Genomic DNA, 17,737 nt, shown 5'->3' on the forward strand with positions numbered 1-17,737 from the left:
TTGTTTTCAACCCCCCCCCCCGGGGGGGCTCCCTCAACCCACACTTTTTTCTCCCACCCCCCCCCCCCCCCCCCGCGGGGGGGGGCCCCCCCCCCCCCCCCCGGCCACAGGTCCACCCGTTCGAGCGACTCGTACGGAAGGCCCTTCTTCCGACGATTCCTCGGACGATGTGTCTCGCTTCCGGGAACCTCGGCTACGCCTGTCCGCGCACGCCCTTCGCCAGCTCGCCGGCGAGCGTGCGCACGGCCTCGACACCGGCCGCGTCGTCCGGCGCGTCCAGCATCCGCTTGACGAAGGCCGAGCCGACGATCACGCCGTCGGCGAAGCCGGCCACCTCGGCGGCCTGCTCGGCGTTGGAGACGCCGAGGCCGACGCAGACGGGCAGGTCGGTGCCGGTGGCCCGGGTGCGCTCGACCAGGTTCTGGGCCTGCGCGCCCACGGACGCGCGGGTGCCGGTGACGCCCATCAGCGAGGCGGCGTAGACGAAGCCGCTGCCGGCCGCGGTGATCTGGCCGAGCCGCTCGTCCTTGCTGCTCGGCGCCACGACGAAGACCGTCGCGAGCCCGTGCTTCTCGGCGTGCTCCCTCCACAGCGCCGACTCCTGGACGGGCAGGTCGGGCAGGATGCAGCCCGCACCGCCCGCCTCGGCCAGCTCGGCGGTGAAGCGCTCGACGCCGTAGCGGTCGATGGGGTTCCAGTACGTCATGACGAGGATCGGCTTGCCGGTGGCCTCGTGGGCCTCCTTGACCGTGCGCATGACGTCCGCGATCTTGACGCCGCCGCGCAGGGCGATGTCGTCGGCGGTCTGGATGACCGGGCCGTCGAGGACCGGGTCACTGTGCGGCAGCCCGACCTCCACGACGTCCGCGCCGCCGTCGAGCGCGGCCTTGATCGCCTCGATGCCGCCGTCCACGGTCGGGAACCCGGCCGGGAGGTAGGCGATGAGGGCGGAGCGGCCCTCGGCCTTGGCGGCCTGGAGGGTGTCCGTCAACAGCTGGATGTTCCCGCTCACTTGGCGTCCCCCTGGATCTCGGCGGCACCACCGTTGGCGTCGGCGGCGACCTCGGCATCGGCTTCGGTGTCGTACAGGCCGAAGTACCGCGCGGCCGTGTCCATGTCCTTGTCACCGCGGCCGGACAGGTTGACGACGATCAGGCCGTCCTTGCCCAGCTCCCGGCCGACCTCCAGGGCTCCGGCGAGCGCGTGGGCGCTCTCGATCGCCGGGATGATGCCCTCGGTGCGCGACAGCAGACGCAGGGCCTGCATCGCCGCGTCGTCGGTGACCGCGCGGTACTCGCCGCGACCGGAGTCCTTGAGGTAGGAGTGCTCCGGGCCGATGCCGGGGTAGTCCAGACCGGCCGAGATCGAGTACGGCTCGGTGATCTGGCCCTCCTCGTCCTGCAGGACGTAGGACCGGGAGCCGTGCAGGATGCCGGGCTCACCGGCGGTCAGCGTGGCCGCGTGCTCACCGGTCTCGACGCCGTGCCCGGCGGGCTCGCAGCCGATGAGGCGTACGTCCGTGTCGGGGATGAAGGCGTGGAAGAGGCCGATGGCGTTGGAGCCGCCGCCGACGCAGGCGACAGCCGCGTCGGGGAGGCGTCCGGCGCGCTCCAGCAGCTGGCGGCGGGCCTCGACGCCGATCACGCGGTGGAAGTCGCGGACCATGGCGGGGAAGGGGTGCGGGCCGGCGACCGTACCGAACAGGTAGTGGGTGCGGTCGACGTTGGCGACCCAGTCGCGGAACGCCTCGTTGATGGCGTCCTTGAGGGTGCGGCTGCCCGACTTCACGGCGATGACCTCGGCGCCGAGCATGCGCATCCGGGCCACGTTGAGGGCCTGGCGCTGGGTGTCGATCTCGCCCATGTAGATGGTGCAGTCGAGGCCGAACAGGGCGCAGGCGGTGGCCGTCGCGACGCCGTGCTGGCCGGCGCCGGTCTCGGCGATCACCCGGGTCTTGCCCATGCGCTTGGTGAGCAGGGCCTGGCCGAGCACATTGTTGATCTTGTGGGAGCCGGTGTGGTTGAGGTCTTCCCGCTTCAGGAAGATCCGTGCGCCACCGGCGTGTTCGGCGAACCTCGGCACCTCGGTGAGGGAGCTGGGGCGGCCGGTGTAGTTGACCAGCAGGTCGTCGAGCTCGCGGGCGAACTCGGGGTCGTGCTTGGCCTTGTCGTACTCGACGGCCACCTCGTCCACGGCGGCGACGAGGGCCTCCGGGATGAACTTGCCGCCGAACGCGCCGAAGTAGCCCTCGGCGCTGGGGACTTGACCCTCCGGGTCGGGGATGAAGAAGTCGCTGGGCATGCGTGTACCTCACGGTGAGTGCGTGGAAAAGACACTATTCGCCGTGGGGCGGGGGGTAATCGCTCGGCTGCGGGCCGTGTGTGGTTGCTCGCGCAGTTCCCCGCGCCCCTATGGGGCGCGCTGCCATCGGCGGCCGTTGACCTGCCCGGGTTCGTCACCGATGACGTACCTCACCCTGCGCCCATGAACCCTCCGCGCGGGCGCGCGGCAGCCACGGGGGCGGCAGCCGCGCGCGAGGCGGGCGTACCTGTCCGTGGTTGTCGTCGTGAGCGTCATCGGGGCAACTCTATCGGGTGATCAGCCGCGGCCGTGCCGGAGTGCCGGGTGCTCGCCCGCTGCCACCAGGTCGGAGACCGCGGACTTCGGGTCCTTCCCCGTCACCAGGGACTCGCCCACCAGGACCGCGTCGGCGCCGGCGTTGGCGTAGGCGATGAGGTCGTGGGGGCCGCGGACGCCGGATTCGGCGATCTTGACGATGTGGTCGGGGATCTCGGGGGCGACGCGCTCGAAGGTGCCGCGGTCCACCTCAAGGGTCTTGAGGTTGCGGGCGTTGACGCCGATGACCTTGGCGCCGGCGTCGACCGCGCGCTCGACCTCGTCCTCGTCGTGCACCTCGACCAGCGGGGTCAGACCGATGGACACCGCGCGCTCGATCAGGGACTCCAGGGCGGGCTGGTCCAGGGCCGCCACGATCAGCAGGGCGAGGTCGGCGCCGTAGGCGCGGGCCTCCCACAGCTGGTACGAGGTGACGATGAAGTCCTTGCGCAGGACCGGGATGTCCACGCGGGCGCGGACGGCCTCCAGGTCGGCGAGCGAGCCGCCGAAGCGGCGCTGTTCGGTGAGGACGGAGATGACGGCCGCGCCGCCCGCCTCGTAGTCCGCGGCGAGTCCGGCCGGGTCGGCGATCGCGGCCAGCGCGCCCTTGGAGGGGCTGGAGCGCTTGACCTCGCAGATGACCTTGACGCCGTCGCCGCGGAGGGCGGCCACGCCGTCCTTGGCCGCGGGAGCCTTCGCCGCGCGCTCCTTGAGCTCGTCGAGGCTGACGCGCGCCTGCCGCTCCGCGAGGTCGGCACGGACTCCGTCGATGATCTCGTCGAGCACACTCACGCGAGCGGCCCCCTTTCAGACGGTTGACTATGAAAGCGGTACGAAACCTATGGTCACTGTGATGGTATCCGGAGGACGGCGTAGGGCTCGCATCCGGTTGACGCGGGTTCCACTACCTGGACATTCGCCGGTTGATCAAGGATGCAGCCAGCCACCGAACGGCAGGTTCCGGACAACGGTGAAGGCCAGCAGCAGCGCCCCCGCGGCCCACAGCTGGGCCGCGGAGAGATCGATCCTGAGCGGCCGTCCGCGCGCCGTCCGGACCACCCATACGGTCCACACCACGGCGAAGAGCGGATAGCCGACGACAGCGAGCGCGTTGTCCTGGAGCGCCGCCGCGAAGTCCCCGTGGACGACGGCGTGCGCGCTGCGCAGGCCGCCGCAGCCGGGGCAGTAGATGCCGGTGTACCGCAGGAGCGGGCAGGCGGGGTAGTGGCCGGGTTCATTCGGGTCCACGGCGCCGACGTACGCGAACGCGCCGACGACGACCGTGAGCACCCCCGCGGGGACGGCCAGTCGCCCCAGCACGGCGCCCGCCCCGGACCGCGTCGCCGGACCGCTGTCGCTCACCCTGTGGCTGTCGGCGTTCACGTCATGCATTGTGCCCCGCACACGCGTGAGGGGCGCCCCCTGGCACCTCGTCGGCACCGGGTCGCCCCTCGGCGAAGTCGTGACGCCGTACGGCTCTCAGCCCTTGACGGGCGCCGTCTCGCGCTCCTGCGTCATGAGCAGCGCCTTGTGGGCGTCCTTCGGCTGTCCCATGCCCATCGCGCTCATGACCCAGCCGACGACGCCGCCGAGGACCACGACGGCGATGCCAGCCCAGAAGCCCGCGGGCTGGGCCATCACCATGAAGGCGCCCGCCACGCAGAAACCGATGAAGGCGATCATGACACCGGTCCAGGCGGCCGGGGTGTGACCGTGGCTGCTGCCCGCCATTGCTTGCTCCTCGTTGCTGTGTACGTGTCGTACGTGGGTGAGCCGGTCGCTCGCTGTCATTGTCCCGCACGCGTGCGGGAGTGGTGATCGGGGGTGGCCCGGGCGATTCGACGCCGAGTGGGCCAACGCCCTGAAGGGACGCGGGGCCGTATCGATATGCGGCTCGGCCGCGTGGGCGCGACCGGCTCCCACCGGCCCGCAGACAAGTCACGGCCCTCCCGCGGAGCGCTACGCGCCGGTCGGGTCCTCGCCCCGGTCGAGGGCCTTCCAGAGTTCCTCGGGCCGGTCGGGGTCGGTGGGCGGGGCCTTGCGGCGCGGGCGGGGTGCGCCGCCGCGCTCGTAGCGGCCGGACATGCCGGGCCACAGCCGGCCGTAGCGCAGGGCGAGCAGTCCGGCGAGCAGGATCAGGACACCTCCTATGGCCGCTACATACGGCCAGGCGGTGTGGGTGAGGGCCTGGACGGTGGCCGAGGTGTCGCCGGAGGCCTGCGCGGCCTTCTCGTCGAGGGCCGCGCTGTCGGAGATGCCGAGCAGGGCCGCCGCGACGGTGCCGGCGCCGGAGAGCGCGAGCAGGCCGGCGACCATGAAGCGGCCGGCCCGGCGGACGGCGAAGACGGCGACCAGCGCGGCGAGCCCCACTATGGCCAGGGCCGCGGGGACGCCGGTGACGTCGCTGCCCTTGGCGGTCAGGGGGAAGGGTCCGCCGGCCACCGTCGCGGTGCCCTCGGACCAGCGCTGCCGGGTGGCGAGCAGCGCGACGGCCGAGCCGAGCGCCCCGCACAGCAGGGCGACGGCAAGACTCATACGGCCGGCCCGGGCGGAACCGGGGGCTTCGGAACGGGGGTGAGGTACGGCAGTCACATAGTCCACTATCACCCGAACCCCGAACGATCAGTCACCCGGGGTTCATGTGAGACGGCCACCCGGGCTCATGTCCGGCGGCGGGGCCGGGCGGGACGCCGGTTCATCCGAGCCGGTTCATGCGAGCCGGTTCATCCGAGCCGGTTCATCCGAGCCGGTTCGCCGTGTGCACCGCCCGCAGTACCGCGGCAGCCTTGTTCCGGCATTCGGTGTCCTCGGCGACCGGGTCCGAGTCGGCGACGATGCCCGCGCCGGCCTGGACGTAGGCCGTGCCCTCCCGCAGCAGGGCCGTACGGATGGCGATGGCGGTGTCGGAGTCGCCGGCGAAGTCGAGGTAGCCGACGCAGCCGCCGTACAACCCCCGCCTGGACGGCTCCAGTTCGTCGATGATCTGCATCGCGCGGGGCTTGGGGGCGCCGGAGAGGGTGCCGGCCGGGAAGCAGGCGGTGAGGACGTCGAAGGCGGTGCGGCCAGGCGCCACGCGGCCGGTCACCGTCGAGACGATGTGCATCACGTGCGAATACCGCTCGATGGACATGAAGTCGACGACCTCGACGGAACCCGGCTCGCAGACCCGCCCCAGGTCGTTGCGGCCCAGGTCGACCAGCATGAGGTGCTCGGCGCGCTCCTTGGGGTCGGCGAGCAGCTCGTCGGCGAGGGCCTGGTCCTCCTGCGGGGTGGCCCCCCGCCAGCGGGTGCCGGCGATGGGGTGGACCATCGCCTGTCCGTCCTCGACCTTCACCAGCGCTTCCGGCGAGGAGCCGACGACGTCGAAGCCGTCGAAGCGGAACAGGTACATGTACGGCGAGGGGTTGGTCGCCCGCAGCACCCGGTAGACGTCCAGCGCGCTGGCCGTGCACGGTGTTTCGAAGCGCTGGGAGGGGACCACCTGGAAGGCCTCCCCGGCCCGGATGCGCTCCTTGATGTCCTCGACGGCCTCCTGGAAGTCCTCGCCGCCCCACAGGGCGGTGTACTCGGGGAGCTCGGAGGGCGGGAGGACGGCCGGGGGCTGGGCGACCGCGCGGGAGAGGTCGGCCTCCATGGCGTCCAGGCGCGCGATCGCGTCCGCGTGGGCCTCGTCGACACCGGTGTCGAGGTCGTTGTGGTTGATCGCGTTGGCGATCAGCCAAACCGAGCCCTCCCAGTGGTCCATGACGGCGAGGTCACTGGTGAGCAGCATGGTCAGCTCGGGCAGCTTAAGGTCGTCCCGCTCGCCGGGGCCGATCTTCTCCAGGCGGCGCACGATGTCGTAGCCGAGGTAGCCGACCATGCCGCCGGTGAAGGGCGGCAGGCCCAGGTCGTGGGCGAGGTCGCGCGGGGTGTGCAGGGCCTCGATGGTGGCGCGCAGGGCGGCCAGGGGGTCGCCTTCGGCGGGGACGCCGACGGGCGGGGTGCCGAGCCAGTGGGCCTGTCCGTCGCGCTCGGTGAGGGTCGCGGCGGAGCGGACGCCCACGAAGGAGTAGCGGGACCAGGACCGGCCGTTCTCCGCGGATTCCAGCAGGAAGGTGCCGGGGCGCTCGGCGGCGAGCTTGCGGTAGAGGGCGACCGGGGTGTCGCCGTCGGCGAGGAGCTTGCGGGTGACCGGGATGACGCGCCGGTCGGTGGCGAGCTTGCGGAAGGTCTCAAGGTCCATGGCGGCTGACCCTACTGATCCGAGGCCGGTACGCCGGAATCGGCGCCGTCCTTGAGCAGCACGTCCTCGTCGAAGCAGGTGCGCGCGCCCGTGTGGCAGGCGGCGCCGACCTGGTCGACCCTGACGAGGACGGTGTCGGCGTCGCAGTCCAGGGCGACGGACTTGACCCACTGGAAGTGGCCGGAGGTGTCGCCCTTGACCCAGTACTCCCCGCGGCTGCGTGACCAGTAGGTGCAGCGGCCGGTGGTGAGCGTGCGATGCAGCGCCTCGTCGTCCATCCAGCCGAGCATCAGCACCTCACCGGTGTCGTACTGCTGGGCGATGGCGGGCAGGAGTCCGTCCGCGCTGCGCTTGAGGCGCGCGGCGATCTCGGGGTCCAGCCGGCTGGGCTGACGGGGCGTGCTGGTGGTCATGCCTGCCATTGTGCCGCCTGCCACTGACAGTGACGGTCCCCTGTCCATTGGGCGGACTCGTTACGCGGTCGTAGGCTGACTCCATGTCGACCTTCGCCCAGCGTGAACGACTTCTCCTGGCCGACCTCCTGGAGGCCGAGGGCCCCGACGCCCCGACCCTCTGCGAGGGCTGGCAGACCCGTGATCTCGCCGCGCACGTGGTGGTGCGCGAGCGGCGTCCCGACGCCGCCGCCGGTCTGCTGATCAAGCAGCTCGCGCCGCGTCTGGACAAGGCGATGGAGGAGTTCGCGGCCAAGCCGTACGAGGAGCTGATCCAGCTCATCCGGACCGGTCCGCCGCGTTTCTCGCCCTTCCAGCTCAAGCAGATCGACGAGGCGTCGAACACGATCGAGTTCTACGTCCACACCGAGGACGTCCGCCGCGCCGAGCCGGACTGGACGCCGCGCGAGCTCGACCCGGTCTTCCAGGACGCCCTGTGGTCCCGTCTGGAGCGCTCCGCCCGTCTGGTCGGCCGCAGCGCCCCCACCGGCCTGGTACTGCGCCGCCCCAACGGCCAGACGGCGGTCGCCCACCGCGGCACACCGGTGGTCACGGTGACCGGCGAGCCGTCGGAGCTGCTCCTGTTCGCCTACGGCCGGCAGAGCGCCGCCAAGGTCGAACTGGACGGCGACAAGGACGCGATCGCCAAGCTGCACGAGACGAAGCAGCTGGGCATCTGAAAGCCGGTGAGGAAACCCCCGTCGTCCACCCGGAGGGCGGGGGCCGCGGCGTCAGGGCTGCGTGCGATCGCGAGGCGCCGGAGCCGCCCTGGTCGAGGGCGCGGCCCCGCTGCGGGATTGCGCGTCGGGCGTCGCGGCGCAGACGGGGGTTCTCACAGGCTCTGAGGGCTCACACGGGCAGTTCCGCGCGGCGCAGCGGTCCTGCGCACAGGGCGACGGCGCCGCTCAGGGCGCACACCCCGGCGCAGGCCGTGAAGACCGGGCCGGTGCCCCACTGCCCGATCGCCCAGCCGACCAGGGGGAAGGTGAGCGGGGCGACGCCGTAGCTGACCAGGGTGGCGGCCGAGGTGACCCGGCCGACGTAGGCGGGTCCGGCCGCGGCCTGCACCAGGGCGGTGCCCAGCGCTCCGGCCAGTCCGGCCAGCATCCCGACGCACAGCGCCACACCGACTGCGGCGAGGACGGACGGCGCCTGCGCGAGCCCGGCGATCGCCACGGCACTGGCGGCGTTCGTCACCGCCATCACGTACCCGGCGCGGGGCAGCCGCCCGCGCCAGGTGAGCAGCAGTGCGGCGGACCCGGCGCCGACACCGAACCCGGCGAGCACCCAGCCCATGCCGCCCGAACCCCAGCCGCGTTCCTCGGAGAGCAGGGTCAGCCCGATGTTCAGGGGGCCGACGAAGCCCAGGTCGCCGAGGGCGATGACGACGATCAGCGGGCGTAGCACCCGGTCCCGCCGGATGTGGCGGAGCCCGTCGCGCAGCTCGGCCGACACCGCACCCCGCGCCTTCTGCTCGTCCGGGGGCAGTTCGCCGACCCGTACGGCCAGCAGCACCGGCAGGGACACCCCGATGAGCAGGGCGGCGAGCCCGAACGCGCCCGCCGTGCCGCCGAGGGCGACGCCGAGGCCGCCGAGCGGTCCGCCGAGGACGTTGGCGAGCCGGGTCGCGAGGCCCCGCATGCCCTGGACCCGGGTGAGCTGGCTCCGGCCGGTGATCCGGGCGGGGAGGGCACCGGCCGCGGGTATGAAGACGGCGTCGACGACCCCGAAGAGGACGGCCACCGCACCCAGCGCCCACAGCCCGGGGCTGGTCACCAGCAGCAGCACGGCCGCGGTGAGGACGAGGGCGGAGCGCACCGCCGTACTGCCGACGACCACGCGCCGCGGCCCGTACCGGTCGGCGGCCACTCCCCCGCCGAGCATCAGCAGGGCGCGCGGTACGGCGCTGACGGCGGTCACGAGGCCGGCCTGGGCGGCGGTGCCGGACTGGACGGCGGCCCAGGACAGGGCGATGTAGTAGACGTTGTCGCCGACGGCGGACGCGGTGAAACCGCCGAGCCAGCGCAGGACGTTGGGGTCGCGGTGGGCCGGTCTGTCGTCCGGGACCGGGGACGCGAGCGCGGTCGTCACGTCGGTCGTCCCGTCCGTGGTCACGTCGGTGGTCACCTCGGTCCTCTCAGGTCCGGAACGGGAAGCCGTAGGTGTGCACGGCGACGCTCTCGCGGCCGTCGGTGTCGCCCGCGGCGTCGGCTGCCCTGCCGAGTTCCTCGTACTTGCGGCAGACGGCGTACAACTCCTTGGACAGCTCGTCCAGTTCGTCCGAGGTGAGCCTGAGCAGCCACTCGGAGGAGTCGGAGGCCGTGTTCCAGGCGGCGCTCCAGTGGGCGCGTTCGTCGAGGAAGCGCCGGTACATGTCGGCGCGCTGCTCGAAGAAGAGGCGGCTGGCCGCGGTGTGCGCGGCGGCCTTCTCCGGGGCGTCCCGGAAGTCCTCGTCGTGGATGGACACCCCGTCGGAGGCGGGCTGCCACCAGCGTTCCCGACCGTCGGCGCTCTGCGGTTCGGCCTCTTCGACGAGTTCGTGCTCGGCGAGCTTGCGCAGGTGGTAGCTGACCAGGGAGACGGCTTCGTCGACCTGTTCGGCGAGCTGTGAGGCGGTCGCCGTGCGGGCGATGGTCAGGGCCCGGTACAGCTGCATCCGCAGCGGGTGCGCGAGGGCCTTGAGCGTGCCCACGTCCTTGATCCGGCGGTCTCTCTTCCGCTCCGTCATGCCCCCACGCTAGATACGAAAGAAAAATTGCACAACATATTTTGCGCAACTTCTCTTTCGTATCTCGGCATGAGAAAGCCCCGGCCACCGGGTGGCCGGGGCTCGGAACAGCGTCACCGCACGGCGTGCCCCGCCGTCCTCAGCGTCTCCTTCACCTCGCCGATCCGCAGGTCGCCGAAGTGGAAGACGGACGCCGCGAGGACCGCGTCCGCGCCCGCCTCGATGGCCGGGGGGAAGTCGGTGAGCTTGCCGGCGCCGCCGGAGGCGATGACCGGGATCGTCACATGCTTGCGTACCGCCCGGATCATCTCCAGGTCGTAGCCGTCCTTCGTGCCGTCCGCGTCCATCGAGTTGAGCAGGATCTCGCCCGCGCCCAGCTCGGCGGCCCGGTGCGCCCACTCGACGGCGTCGATGCCGGTGCCCTTGCGGCCGCCGTGGGTGGTGACCTCGAAGGAGCCGGACTCGGTGCGGCGCGCGTCGACCGACAGGACCAGCACCTGCCGTCCGAAGCGCTCGGCGATCTCGCGGATCAGGTCGGGACGCGCGATGGCGGCGGTGTTGACGCCCACCTTGTCGGCGCCCGCGCGCAGCAGCCGGTCCACGTCCTCGGCCGCACGGACGCCGCCGCCGACCGTGAGCGGGATGAACACCTGCTCGGCGGTGCGGCGCACCACGTCGTACGTCGTCTCACGGTTGCCCGACGAGGCGGTGATGTCCAGGAACGTCAGCTCGTCGGCGCCCTCGGCGTCGTACACCTTGGCCATCTCGACGGGGTCGCCCGCGTCGCGCAGGTTCTGGAAGTTGACGCCCTTGACGACCCGGCCGTTGTCCACGTCCAGGCAGGGGATGACTCGTACGGCCAGGGTCATGACTCGGGGGCCTCTCGGTACGCCTCCACCTCGACCTCGACGACCAGGCTGGGGTCCACGAAGCCGGAGACGATGATCATTGATGTGGCGGGCCGGACGGAGTCGAACAGCTCCTTGTGAGCGCGCCCGACCTCGTCCACGTCCCGTGCGTGGGTGATGTACATGCGCGTACGTACGACATCGTCGCGGCCGAGGCCCACCTGCTCCAACGCGGCGAACGCGACGTTGAAGGCGTTGACCGTCTGCTCGTACGGACCGCCTCCGGCGATCTGGCCGTCCACTATGGACGTGCAGCCGGAGACCAGCACCAGACCGTTCGGCAGCTCGACCGCCCGGGAGTAGCCGAAGGCGTCCTCCCACGGCGCGCCCGTCGTGACGCGTCGTACGTCGCTCACTCGGCTACCGCCTCCAGTGCCTCTTCCAGGGTGAACGCCTTCGCGTACAGGGCCTTCCCGACGATGGAGCCCTCGACACCGAGCGGCACCAGCTCGGCGATGGCCCGCAGGTCGTCCAGGGAGGAGACGCCGCCGGAGGCGACGACCGGGCGGTCCGTCGCCGCGCAGACGTTGCGCAGCAGCTCCAGGTTCGGGCCCTGGAGGGTGCCGTCCTTGGCGATGTCGGTGACGACGTAGCGGGCGCAGCCCTCGTTGTTGAGGCGCTCCAGCGTCTCGTAGAGGTCGCCGCCGTCGCGGGTCCAGCCACGGCCGCGGAGCGTGGTGCCGCGTACGTCCAGGCCCACCGCGATCTTGTCGCCGTGCTCGGCGATGACCTTGGCGACCCACTCGGGGGTCTCCAGGGCGGCCGTGCCGAGGTTCACCCGGGTGCAGCCGGTGGCGAGCGCGGCGGCGAGGGAGGCGTCGTCGCGGATGCCGCCGGACAGCTCGACCTTGATGTCCATGGCCTTCGCGACCTCGGCGATCAGCTCGCGGTTGTCGCCGGTGCCGAACGCGGCGTCCAGGTCGACCAGGTGCAGCCACTCCGCGCCGGAGCGCTGCCAGGCGAGGGCGGCCTCCAGCGGGGAACCGTAGGAGGTCTCGGTGCCGGACTCGCCGTGCACGAGGCGGACGGCCTGGCCGTCACGGACGTCGACCGCGGGGAGGAGTTCGAGCTTGGCCATGTCTCTACAGGGTTCCGATCCAGTTGGTGAGCAGCTGCGCTCCGGCGTCGCCGGACTTCTCGGGGTGGAACTGGGTGGCCCACAGGGCGCCGTTCTCCACGGCGGCCACGAAGGGCTTGCCGTGCGTCGTCCAGGTGACCTTGGGAGCGGTCATCAGGGGGTTCTCCGTCTCCAGGGTCCAGTCGTGGACGGCGTAGGAGTGCACGAAGTAGAAGCGCGCGTCCGCGTCCAGGCCGGCGAACAGCTCGGAGGCGGGCGGCGCGTCCACGGTGTTCCAGCCCATGTGGGGCACGATGTCGGCCTGCAGCGGCTCCACCGAGCCCGGCCACTCGCCGAGGCCCTCGGTCTCGACGCCGTGCTCGATACCGCGCGCGAACAGGATCTGCATACCGACGCAGATGCCCATCACGGGGCGTCCGCCGGACAGCCGGCGGTCGATGATCCAGTCGCCGCGGGCCTCGGTGAGCCCCTTCATACAGGCCGCGAAGGCGCCGACACCCGGCACCAGCAGGCCGTCGGCGTTCATGGCCTTGTCGAAGTCACGGGTGATCTCGACATCGGCTCCCGCGCGCGCGAGGGCACGCTCGGCGGAGCGGACGTTGCCGAAGCCGTAGTCGAAGACGACGACCTTCCTCGCATTCGTCGAAGGAGCGCTCAACTCCACACCTCCAGCCTCATGACGCCCGCGACGAGACACATCGCGGCGCCTATCGACAGCAGCACGATGAGGCTCTTCGGCATCTCCTGCTTGACGAAGGAGATGATGCCGCCGACCAGGAAGAGGCCGACGACGATCAGGATGGTGGACAGCCCGTTCATGGGTTACAGCGCGCCCTTCGTCGAGGGAAGGATGCCCGCCGCGCGCGGGTCGCGCTCGGAGGCGTAGCGCAGGGCCCGGGCCAGCGCCTTGAACTGGCACTCCACGATGTGGTGCGCGTTGCGCCCGTACGGCACGTGCACGTGCAGCGCGATCTGGGCCTGGGCGACGAAGGACTCCAGGATGTGCCGGGTCATCGTGGTGTCGTACTCGCCGATCATCGGCGCCATCTTCTCGGGCTCGGTGTGCACGAGGTAGGGGCGGCCGGACAGGTCGACGGTGACCTGGGCGAGGGACTCGTCCAGCGGGACCGTGCAGTTGCCGAACCGGTAGATCCCCACCTTGTCGCCGAGGGCCTGCTTGAAGGCGGCGCCCAGCGCGAGGGCGGTGTCCTCGATGGTGTGGTGGGAGTCGATGTGCAGGTCGCCCTCGGTCTTGACCGTGAGGTCGAACAGGCCGTGGCGGCCGAGCTGGTCGAGCATGTGGTCGTAGAAGCCGACGCCCGTCGACACATCGACCTGGCCCGTGCCGTCGAGGTTTATCTCGACGAGGACCGAGGTCTCCTTGGTCACTCGCTCCACGCGTCCTACGCGGCTCATGTGCTCTGCTCCTTCTTCAGTTCGCGGACCGCGTCGAGGAACGCGTCGTTCTCTTCGGGGGTTCCGGCGGTCACCCGCAGCCAGCCGGGCACGCCGTTGTCCCGGACCAGGACGCCCCGGTCGAGGATCTGCTGCCAGACGGTGTGCGCGTCGTCGAACCGGCCGAACTGCACGAAGTTGGCGTCCGACGCGGTGACCTCGTAGCCGATGGCGAGCAGCTCGCTCACCAGCCGGTCCCGCTCCGACTTCAGCTGCTCGACGTAACCGAGCAGGGTGTCGGTGTGCTCCAGGGCGGCCAGGGCGGTCGCCTGGGTGACGGCCGACAGGTGGTACGGCAGCCGTACGAGCTGTACGGCGTCCACGACGGCGGGGTGGGCCGCGAGATAGCCGAGCCTCAGCCCCGCCGCCCCGAAGGCCTTCGACATCGTCCGGGAGACGACGAGATGGGGCCGGCCTTCGAGCAGCGGCAGCAGCGAGTCGCCGTGGCTGAACTCGATGTACGCCTCGTCCACCACCACCATCGAGGGCTTGGCGGCCTGCGCGGCCTCGTACAGCGCGAGGACCGTCTCCGGCGGCACCGCGGTGCCCGTGGGGTTGTTGGGCGTGGTGATGAACACGACGTCGGGCCGGTTCTCGGCGATCGCCTTCTCGGCGGCCGCGAGGTCGATCGTGAAGTCGTCGCACCGCGGGCCGGAGATCCACCCGGTGCCGGTGCCGCGCGAGATGAGCCCGTGCATCGAGTACGACGGCTCGAAGCCGATCGCCGTACGGCCCGGTCCGCCGAAGGTCTGCAGCAGCTGCTGGATGACCTCGTTGGAGCCGTTGGCCGCCCAGACGTTCGCGAGGCCCACCGGGTACCCGGAGGTGTCGGTGAGGTACTTCGCGAGCTGGGTGCGCAGCTCCACCGCGTCCCGGTCCGGGTAGCGGTTGAGGTTGCGGGCGGCCTCGCGGACGCGCTCGGTGATCCGCTCGACCAGCGGCTCGGGCAGCGGGTAGGGGTTCTCGTTGGTGTTCAGCCGTACGGGAACGTCCAGCTGGGGCGCGCCGTAGGGGGACTTGCCGCGCAGCTCGTCACGTACGGGGAGATCGTCGATACGTACGTCGCTCACTTGCTCTCCGGTACCTTCCAGCCACGTGACATTCGTTCGTCTCCGACAAACCTCGCCTTGACCGCGGCGCCGTGCGCCGGCAGGTCCTCCGCCTCCGCCAGCGTCACCACATGATGCGCGACCTCGGCCAGCGCGTCCTTCGTGTAGTCGACGATGTGGATGCCGCGCAGGAAGGACTGGACGGACAGGCCCGAGGAGTGGCAGGCGCAGCCGCCGGTGGGCAGCACGTGGTTGGACCCGGCGGCGTAGTCGCCGAGCGAGACCGGGGCCCAGGGCCCGATGAAGATCGCACCGGCGTTGCGCACCCGGTCGGCCACGGCGGGCGCGTCGGCCGTCTGGATCTCCAGGTGCTCGGCGCCGTACGCGTCGACCACCCGCAGCCCCTCCTCGACCCCGTCGACCAGGACGATCGCGGACTGCCTGCCCTTGAGGGCGGGCACGATCCGGTCGTCGATGTGCTTGGTGGCCGCGACCTGCGGCTCCAGCTCCTTCTCCACCGCGTCCGCGAGCTCCACGGAGTCGGTGACCAGGACGGCGGCGGCCAGCGGGTCGTGCTCGGCCTGGCTGATCAGGTCGGAGGCGACGTGCACCGGGTCGGCGGTGGCGTCGGCCAGGATCGCGATCTCGGTCGGGCCCGCCTCGGCGTCGATGCCGATCTTGCCGGTGAAGTAGCGCTTGGCGGCGGCGACCCAGATGTTGCCGGGGCCGGTGACCATGTTGGCGGGCGGGCAGGACTCGGTGCCGTGGGCGAACATCGCGACGGCCGTGGCGCCACCGGCGGCGTACACCTCGTCCACGCCGAGCAGCGCGCAGGCGGCGAGGATCGTCGGGTGCGGCAGGCCGCCGAACTCGGCCTGGGCCGGGGAGGCGAGCGCGATGGACGGGACGCCGGCCTCCTGGGCCGGGACGACGTTCATGATCACGGAGGACGGGTACACGGAGCGGCCGCCCGGGGCGTACAGCCCGACCCGGTCCACCGGGACCCACTTCTCGGTGACCGAGCCGCCGGGCACGACCTGCGTGGTGTGCGTCGTACGGCGCTGCTCGCGGTGGACGAGACGGGCGCGGCGGATGGACTCCTCCAGGGCCGCGCGCACGGCCGGGTCGAGTTCCGCGAGGGCCTTGCCGAGGGCCTCGGCTGGCACCCGCACCTGGTCGAGCCTGACCCCGTCGAACTTCTCGGCGAAGTCGATCAGCGCCGCGTCACCCCGATGATGCACGGCCTCGCAGATCGGACGCACCTTCTCCAGGGCGGCCGAGACGTCGAAGTCGGCTCGGGGCAGCAGGTCGCGCAGGGCGGGGCCCTCGGGGAGGGCATCGCCGCGCAGATCGATTCGGGAGATCACAGGGCCAATTCTCTCAGACCCGGGTTCTGCGTCGTCCGCGCGTATCACTGTGTGGAACAAAATCCCTTCGGGAACCCGGAAGATCACCCTCACGTCTTGCGTTCCGGGCGTCACTCAGCGGGCATGAACAGTTGTACTAAACCCACGAGTAGATGAGGGGGATGGAAAAGACGTGACCGAGGGGGCCACCATCCGCGACGGGGATCCGCCGGACGATCTGACCGCCGCCGAGATGGGCATGTGGCAGGCCTTCCGCAACGGCACCGTGTACGACCTGAGCAGCGGCGACACGGTCGTCGACGATCCGCACGGCGGACATCCCTGGGGCGAGGAGCGGACGGTACGCGCGCGGATCATCTGCTGGCTGCTGCTGGACGGGCCGCCAGCCCTCGCGGGCCGGGTGTCCTCGCTGAAGCTGGTCGGCGTCCGGATCAGCGGCACGATGGACCTCGCGGGCGGCACGGTGGTGCCGTACGTCGAGCTGCGCGGCTGCCGCTTCGACCGGGAGGTCCGGCTGCCGGAGGCCCGCTTCACGACCCTGCGGCTGGTGGACTGCGCGGTACCGCGGCTGGAGGCGGCCCGGGTGCACACCGAGGGCGATCTGCATCTGCCGCGCTGCCGGTTCCACAACGGCGTACGGCTCACCGACGCCCACATCGGCACGGATCTGCTGCTCAACCAGGCGATCGTCTACCGCGACCGCAGCGGCCGCTCGATCGCCGCGGACGGCATCGGGGTCGGCCAGGACCTCCAGGCCGAGATGCTGGAGTCGCACGGCGAGCTGAGTCTGCGCGGCGCCGCGATCGGCGTGTCACTGAGCCTGCGGGGCGCCCGGCTGGTCAACCCGTACACGCGGCTCGCGCTGAACGCGCCGCAGCTGACCGTCGGGCGCACCCTGTATCTGACGCCGGCGGGCGTCGGCAGTCCGCTGCTGAGCGGCCGTACGCCCGCGCGCGGGACGCGTATCCAGCGGTTCGCGTGCCAGGGCGGGGTGCGGCTGGACGACGGGCGGTTCGGGGACGCGGTCGACCTGGAGCGGGCCCGGTTCACCTTCACCGACGACCAGGAGCTGTCGCTGCGCCGCGTCCAGACGCCCGAGCTGCGCTTCCTCGGGGAGCGGCCGGAGCGCGGCGGGGTGGTGCTGTCGGGGGCGCGGGTGGTCAACCTGATGGACCGGGCGGACGCCTGGCCGGGCCCCGGGCTGCTGCACATGGGCGGCTTCACCTACGAGAACCTCGTGCCGCGCGGCCCGTTCCCGCTGGAGCGCCGGCTGGAGTGGGTGTCCGCCGCGACCGCCGAGTACAACCCGGAGCCGTATGAGCTGCTGGCGTCCGTGCTGCGGGCGGGCGGCGAGGACGAGGACGCGCGCGAGGTGCTGCTCGCCAAGCAGCGGCGGCGCCGCGAGACGCTGCCGCCCGCGGCCAAGCTGTGGGGGTATGTGCAGGACTGGACGGTCGCCTACGGTTACCGGCCCGGCCGGGCCGCCGTATGGATGGCGGTGCTGTGGGCGGCGAGTTCGGTGGCCTTCGCGCACGCCGAGCATCCCCCGCTGAAGGGCGGTGAGCATCCGACCTGGAACCCGGCCCTGTTCGCCCTGGATCTGCTGCTGCCGGTCATCGATCTGGGCCAGGTCGGGTTCTGGCAGCTGAGCGGCGCCTGGCAGTGGCTGGCCGCGGCGATGATCCTGCTGGGCTGGATCCTGGCGACGACGGTGGCGGCGGGGGCCACGCGGCTGCTGCGGCGGAGCTGATGTGGGTGGGTTCGGTGAGGTCCGTGGGGTTCCTGAGGAGAAGATGTGCATTGTCCGACAATTGTTGAACCATTGACCTTTACCTGTTCTTGACCCATCCGCGTACAAC

The 17,737-nt window shown here is 71.5% G+C and carries 21 protein-coding genes; 2 read left to right on the forward strand and 19 right to left on the reverse strand.

Annotation, left to right across the window (positions count from 1 at the left end; genetic code table 11):
- Positions 1-193: 193 nt before the first annotated feature.
- The 9 genes from trpA to hisI all read right to left on the reverse strand — a co-directional run bounded on the left by trpA (position 194) and on the right by hisI (position 7,254).
- The gene (trpA, locus tag ACFWYS_RS18965; protein WP_384769780.1) at positions 194-1,012 is read right to left on the reverse strand and encodes a tryptophan synthase subunit alpha; all 819 of its coding nucleotides are present in this window, start codon (positions 1,010-1,012) and stop codon (positions 194-196) included.
- Positions 1,009-2,301 carry a tryptophan synthase subunit beta gene (gene trpB, locus ACFWYS_RS18970; RefSeq protein ID WP_384769783.1) on the reverse strand — a complete coding sequence of 431 codons (1,293 nt, stop codon included), beginning with the start codon at positions 2,299-2,301 and terminating at the stop codon, positions 1,009-1,011. The genes trpA and trpB overlap by 4 nt, the downstream gene beginning before the upstream one ends.
- A gap of 108 nt (positions 2,302-2,409) precedes the next feature.
- The gene (gene trpM, locus ACFWYS_RS18975; protein WP_351926813.1) at positions 2,410-2,577 is read right to left on the reverse strand and encodes a tryptophan biosynthesis modulator TrpM; all 168 of its coding nucleotides are present in this window, start codon (positions 2,575-2,577) and stop codon (positions 2,410-2,412) included.
- Between the two features lie 21 nt (positions 2,578-2,598).
- On the reverse strand, positions 2,599-3,408 hold the full coding sequence (gene trpC, locus ACFWYS_RS18980) for an indole-3-glycerol phosphate synthase TrpC (protein WP_384769787.1): 810 nt from the start codon (positions 3,406-3,408) through the stop codon (positions 2,599-2,601).
- Between the two features lie 135 nt (positions 3,409-3,543).
- Positions 3,544-4,008 (reverse strand): DUF2752 domain-containing protein, encoded by a 465-nt coding sequence (locus ACFWYS_RS18985; protein ID WP_384769790.1) that lies wholly within the window; start codon positions 4,006-4,008, stop codon positions 3,544-3,546.
- A gap of 87 nt (positions 4,009-4,095) precedes the next feature.
- Entirely contained in the window at positions 4,096-4,347 is a 252-nt protein-coding gene (locus ACFWYS_RS18990) for an HGxxPAAW family protein (RefSeq protein ID WP_384769793.1), read from the reverse strand.
- 228 nt (positions 4,348-4,575) lie between these two features.
- Positions 4,576-5,217 carry a TIGR02234 family membrane protein gene (locus ACFWYS_RS18995; RefSeq protein WP_384769796.1) on the reverse strand — a complete coding sequence of 214 codons (642 nt, stop codon included), beginning with the start codon at positions 5,215-5,217 and terminating at the stop codon, positions 4,576-4,578.
- A gap of 136 nt (positions 5,218-5,353) precedes the next feature.
- The gene (locus tag ACFWYS_RS19000; RefSeq protein ID WP_384769799.1) at positions 5,354-6,841 is read right to left on the reverse strand and encodes an anthranilate synthase component I; all 1,488 of its coding nucleotides are present in this window, start codon (positions 6,839-6,841) and stop codon (positions 5,354-5,356) included.
- A gap of 11 nt (positions 6,842-6,852) precedes the next feature.
- Positions 6,853-7,254, reverse strand: a complete 402-nt coding sequence (hisI, locus tag ACFWYS_RS19005) for a phosphoribosyl-AMP cyclohydrolase (RefSeq protein ID WP_384769802.1) — start codon at positions 7,252-7,254, stop codon at positions 6,853-6,855.
- Between the two features lie 83 nt (positions 7,255-7,337).
- On the opposite strand from hisI, the gene ACFWYS_RS19010 reads away from it, so the two are divergent.
- Positions 7,338-7,973 carry a TIGR03085 family metal-binding protein gene (locus ACFWYS_RS19010; RefSeq protein WP_384769805.1) on the forward strand — a complete coding sequence of 212 codons (636 nt, stop codon included), beginning with the start codon at positions 7,338-7,340 and terminating at the stop codon, positions 7,971-7,973.
- 169 nt (positions 7,974-8,142) lie between these two features.
- Here ACFWYS_RS19010 and ACFWYS_RS19015 read toward each other — a convergent pair whose 3' ends face one another.
- The 10 genes from ACFWYS_RS19015 to hisD all read right to left on the reverse strand — a co-directional run bounded on the left by ACFWYS_RS19015 (position 8,143) and on the right by hisD (position 15,878).
- The gene (locus ACFWYS_RS19015) at positions 8,143-9,420 is read right to left on the reverse strand and encodes an MFS transporter (protein ID WP_384769808.1); all 1,278 of its coding nucleotides are present in this window, start codon (positions 9,418-9,420) and stop codon (positions 8,143-8,145) included.
- A 10-nt stretch (positions 9,421-9,430) separates the two neighbouring features.
- Positions 9,431-10,021 (reverse strand): ArsR/SmtB family transcription factor, encoded by a 591-nt coding sequence (locus tag ACFWYS_RS19020; RefSeq protein ID WP_384769811.1) that lies wholly within the window; start codon positions 10,019-10,021, stop codon positions 9,431-9,433.
- A 113-nt stretch (positions 10,022-10,134) separates the two neighbouring features.
- A complete protein-coding gene (gene hisF / locus ACFWYS_RS19025; RefSeq protein ID WP_384769814.1) occupies positions 10,135-10,890 on the reverse strand; it encodes an imidazole glycerol phosphate synthase subunit HisF in 756 nt (251 codons plus the stop codon).
- Positions 10,887-11,285 carry a RidA family protein gene (locus ACFWYS_RS19030; protein WP_384769817.1) on the reverse strand — a complete coding sequence of 133 codons (399 nt, stop codon included), beginning with the start codon at positions 11,283-11,285 and terminating at the stop codon, positions 10,887-10,889. Before ACFWYS_RS19030 ends, hisF begins: the two co-directional genes overlap by 4 nt.
- Positions 11,282-12,007, reverse strand: coding sequence for a bifunctional 1-(5-phosphoribosyl)-5-((5-phosphoribosylamino)methylideneamino)imidazole-4-carboxamide isomerase/phosphoribosylanthranilate isomerase PriA (gene priA / locus ACFWYS_RS19035; RefSeq protein WP_384769820.1), 726 nt, complete (start codon positions 12,005-12,007; stop codon positions 11,282-11,284). Before priA ends, ACFWYS_RS19030 begins: the two co-directional genes overlap by 4 nt.
- 4 nt (positions 12,008-12,011) lie before the next feature.
- Positions 12,012-12,671, reverse strand: a complete 660-nt coding sequence (hisH, locus tag ACFWYS_RS19040; RefSeq protein WP_384769822.1) for an imidazole glycerol phosphate synthase subunit HisH — start codon at positions 12,669-12,671, stop codon at positions 12,012-12,014.
- The gene (locus ACFWYS_RS19045; protein WP_384769824.1) at positions 12,662-12,826 is read right to left on the reverse strand and encodes a hypothetical protein; all 165 of its coding nucleotides are present in this window, start codon (positions 12,824-12,826) and stop codon (positions 12,662-12,664) included. The genes hisH and ACFWYS_RS19045 overlap by 10 nt, the downstream gene beginning before the upstream one ends.
- A gap of 3 nt (positions 12,827-12,829) precedes the next feature.
- The gene (hisB, locus tag ACFWYS_RS19050) at positions 12,830-13,423 is read right to left on the reverse strand and encodes an imidazoleglycerol-phosphate dehydratase HisB (protein WP_384769827.1); all 594 of its coding nucleotides are present in this window, start codon (positions 13,421-13,423) and stop codon (positions 12,830-12,832) included.
- Positions 13,420-14,532, reverse strand: a complete 1,113-nt coding sequence (locus ACFWYS_RS19055) for a histidinol-phosphate transaminase (protein WP_384769829.1) — start codon at positions 14,530-14,532, stop codon at positions 13,420-13,422. Before ACFWYS_RS19055 ends, hisB begins: the two co-directional genes overlap by 4 nt.
- Positions 14,529-15,878: a histidinol dehydrogenase gene (gene hisD, locus ACFWYS_RS19060; RefSeq protein WP_384769832.1), complete on the reverse strand. Its 1,350-nt coding sequence runs from the start codon at positions 15,876-15,878 to the stop codon at positions 14,529-14,531. Before hisD ends, ACFWYS_RS19055 begins: the two co-directional genes overlap by 4 nt.
- 172 nt (positions 15,879-16,050) lie before the next feature.
- On the opposite strand from hisD, the gene ACFWYS_RS19065 reads away from it, so the two are divergent.
- Complete coding sequence (locus tag ACFWYS_RS19065; protein WP_384769835.1) at positions 16,051-17,628, forward strand: oxidoreductase; 1,578 nt, start codon at positions 16,051-16,053, stop codon at positions 17,626-17,628.
- Positions 17,629-17,737 lie beyond the last annotated feature (109 nt).

Source organism: Streptomyces sp. NPDC059010 (assembly GCF_042740355.1).
Lineage (GTDB): Bacteria > Actinomycetota > Actinomycetes > Streptomycetales > Streptomycetaceae > Streptomyces.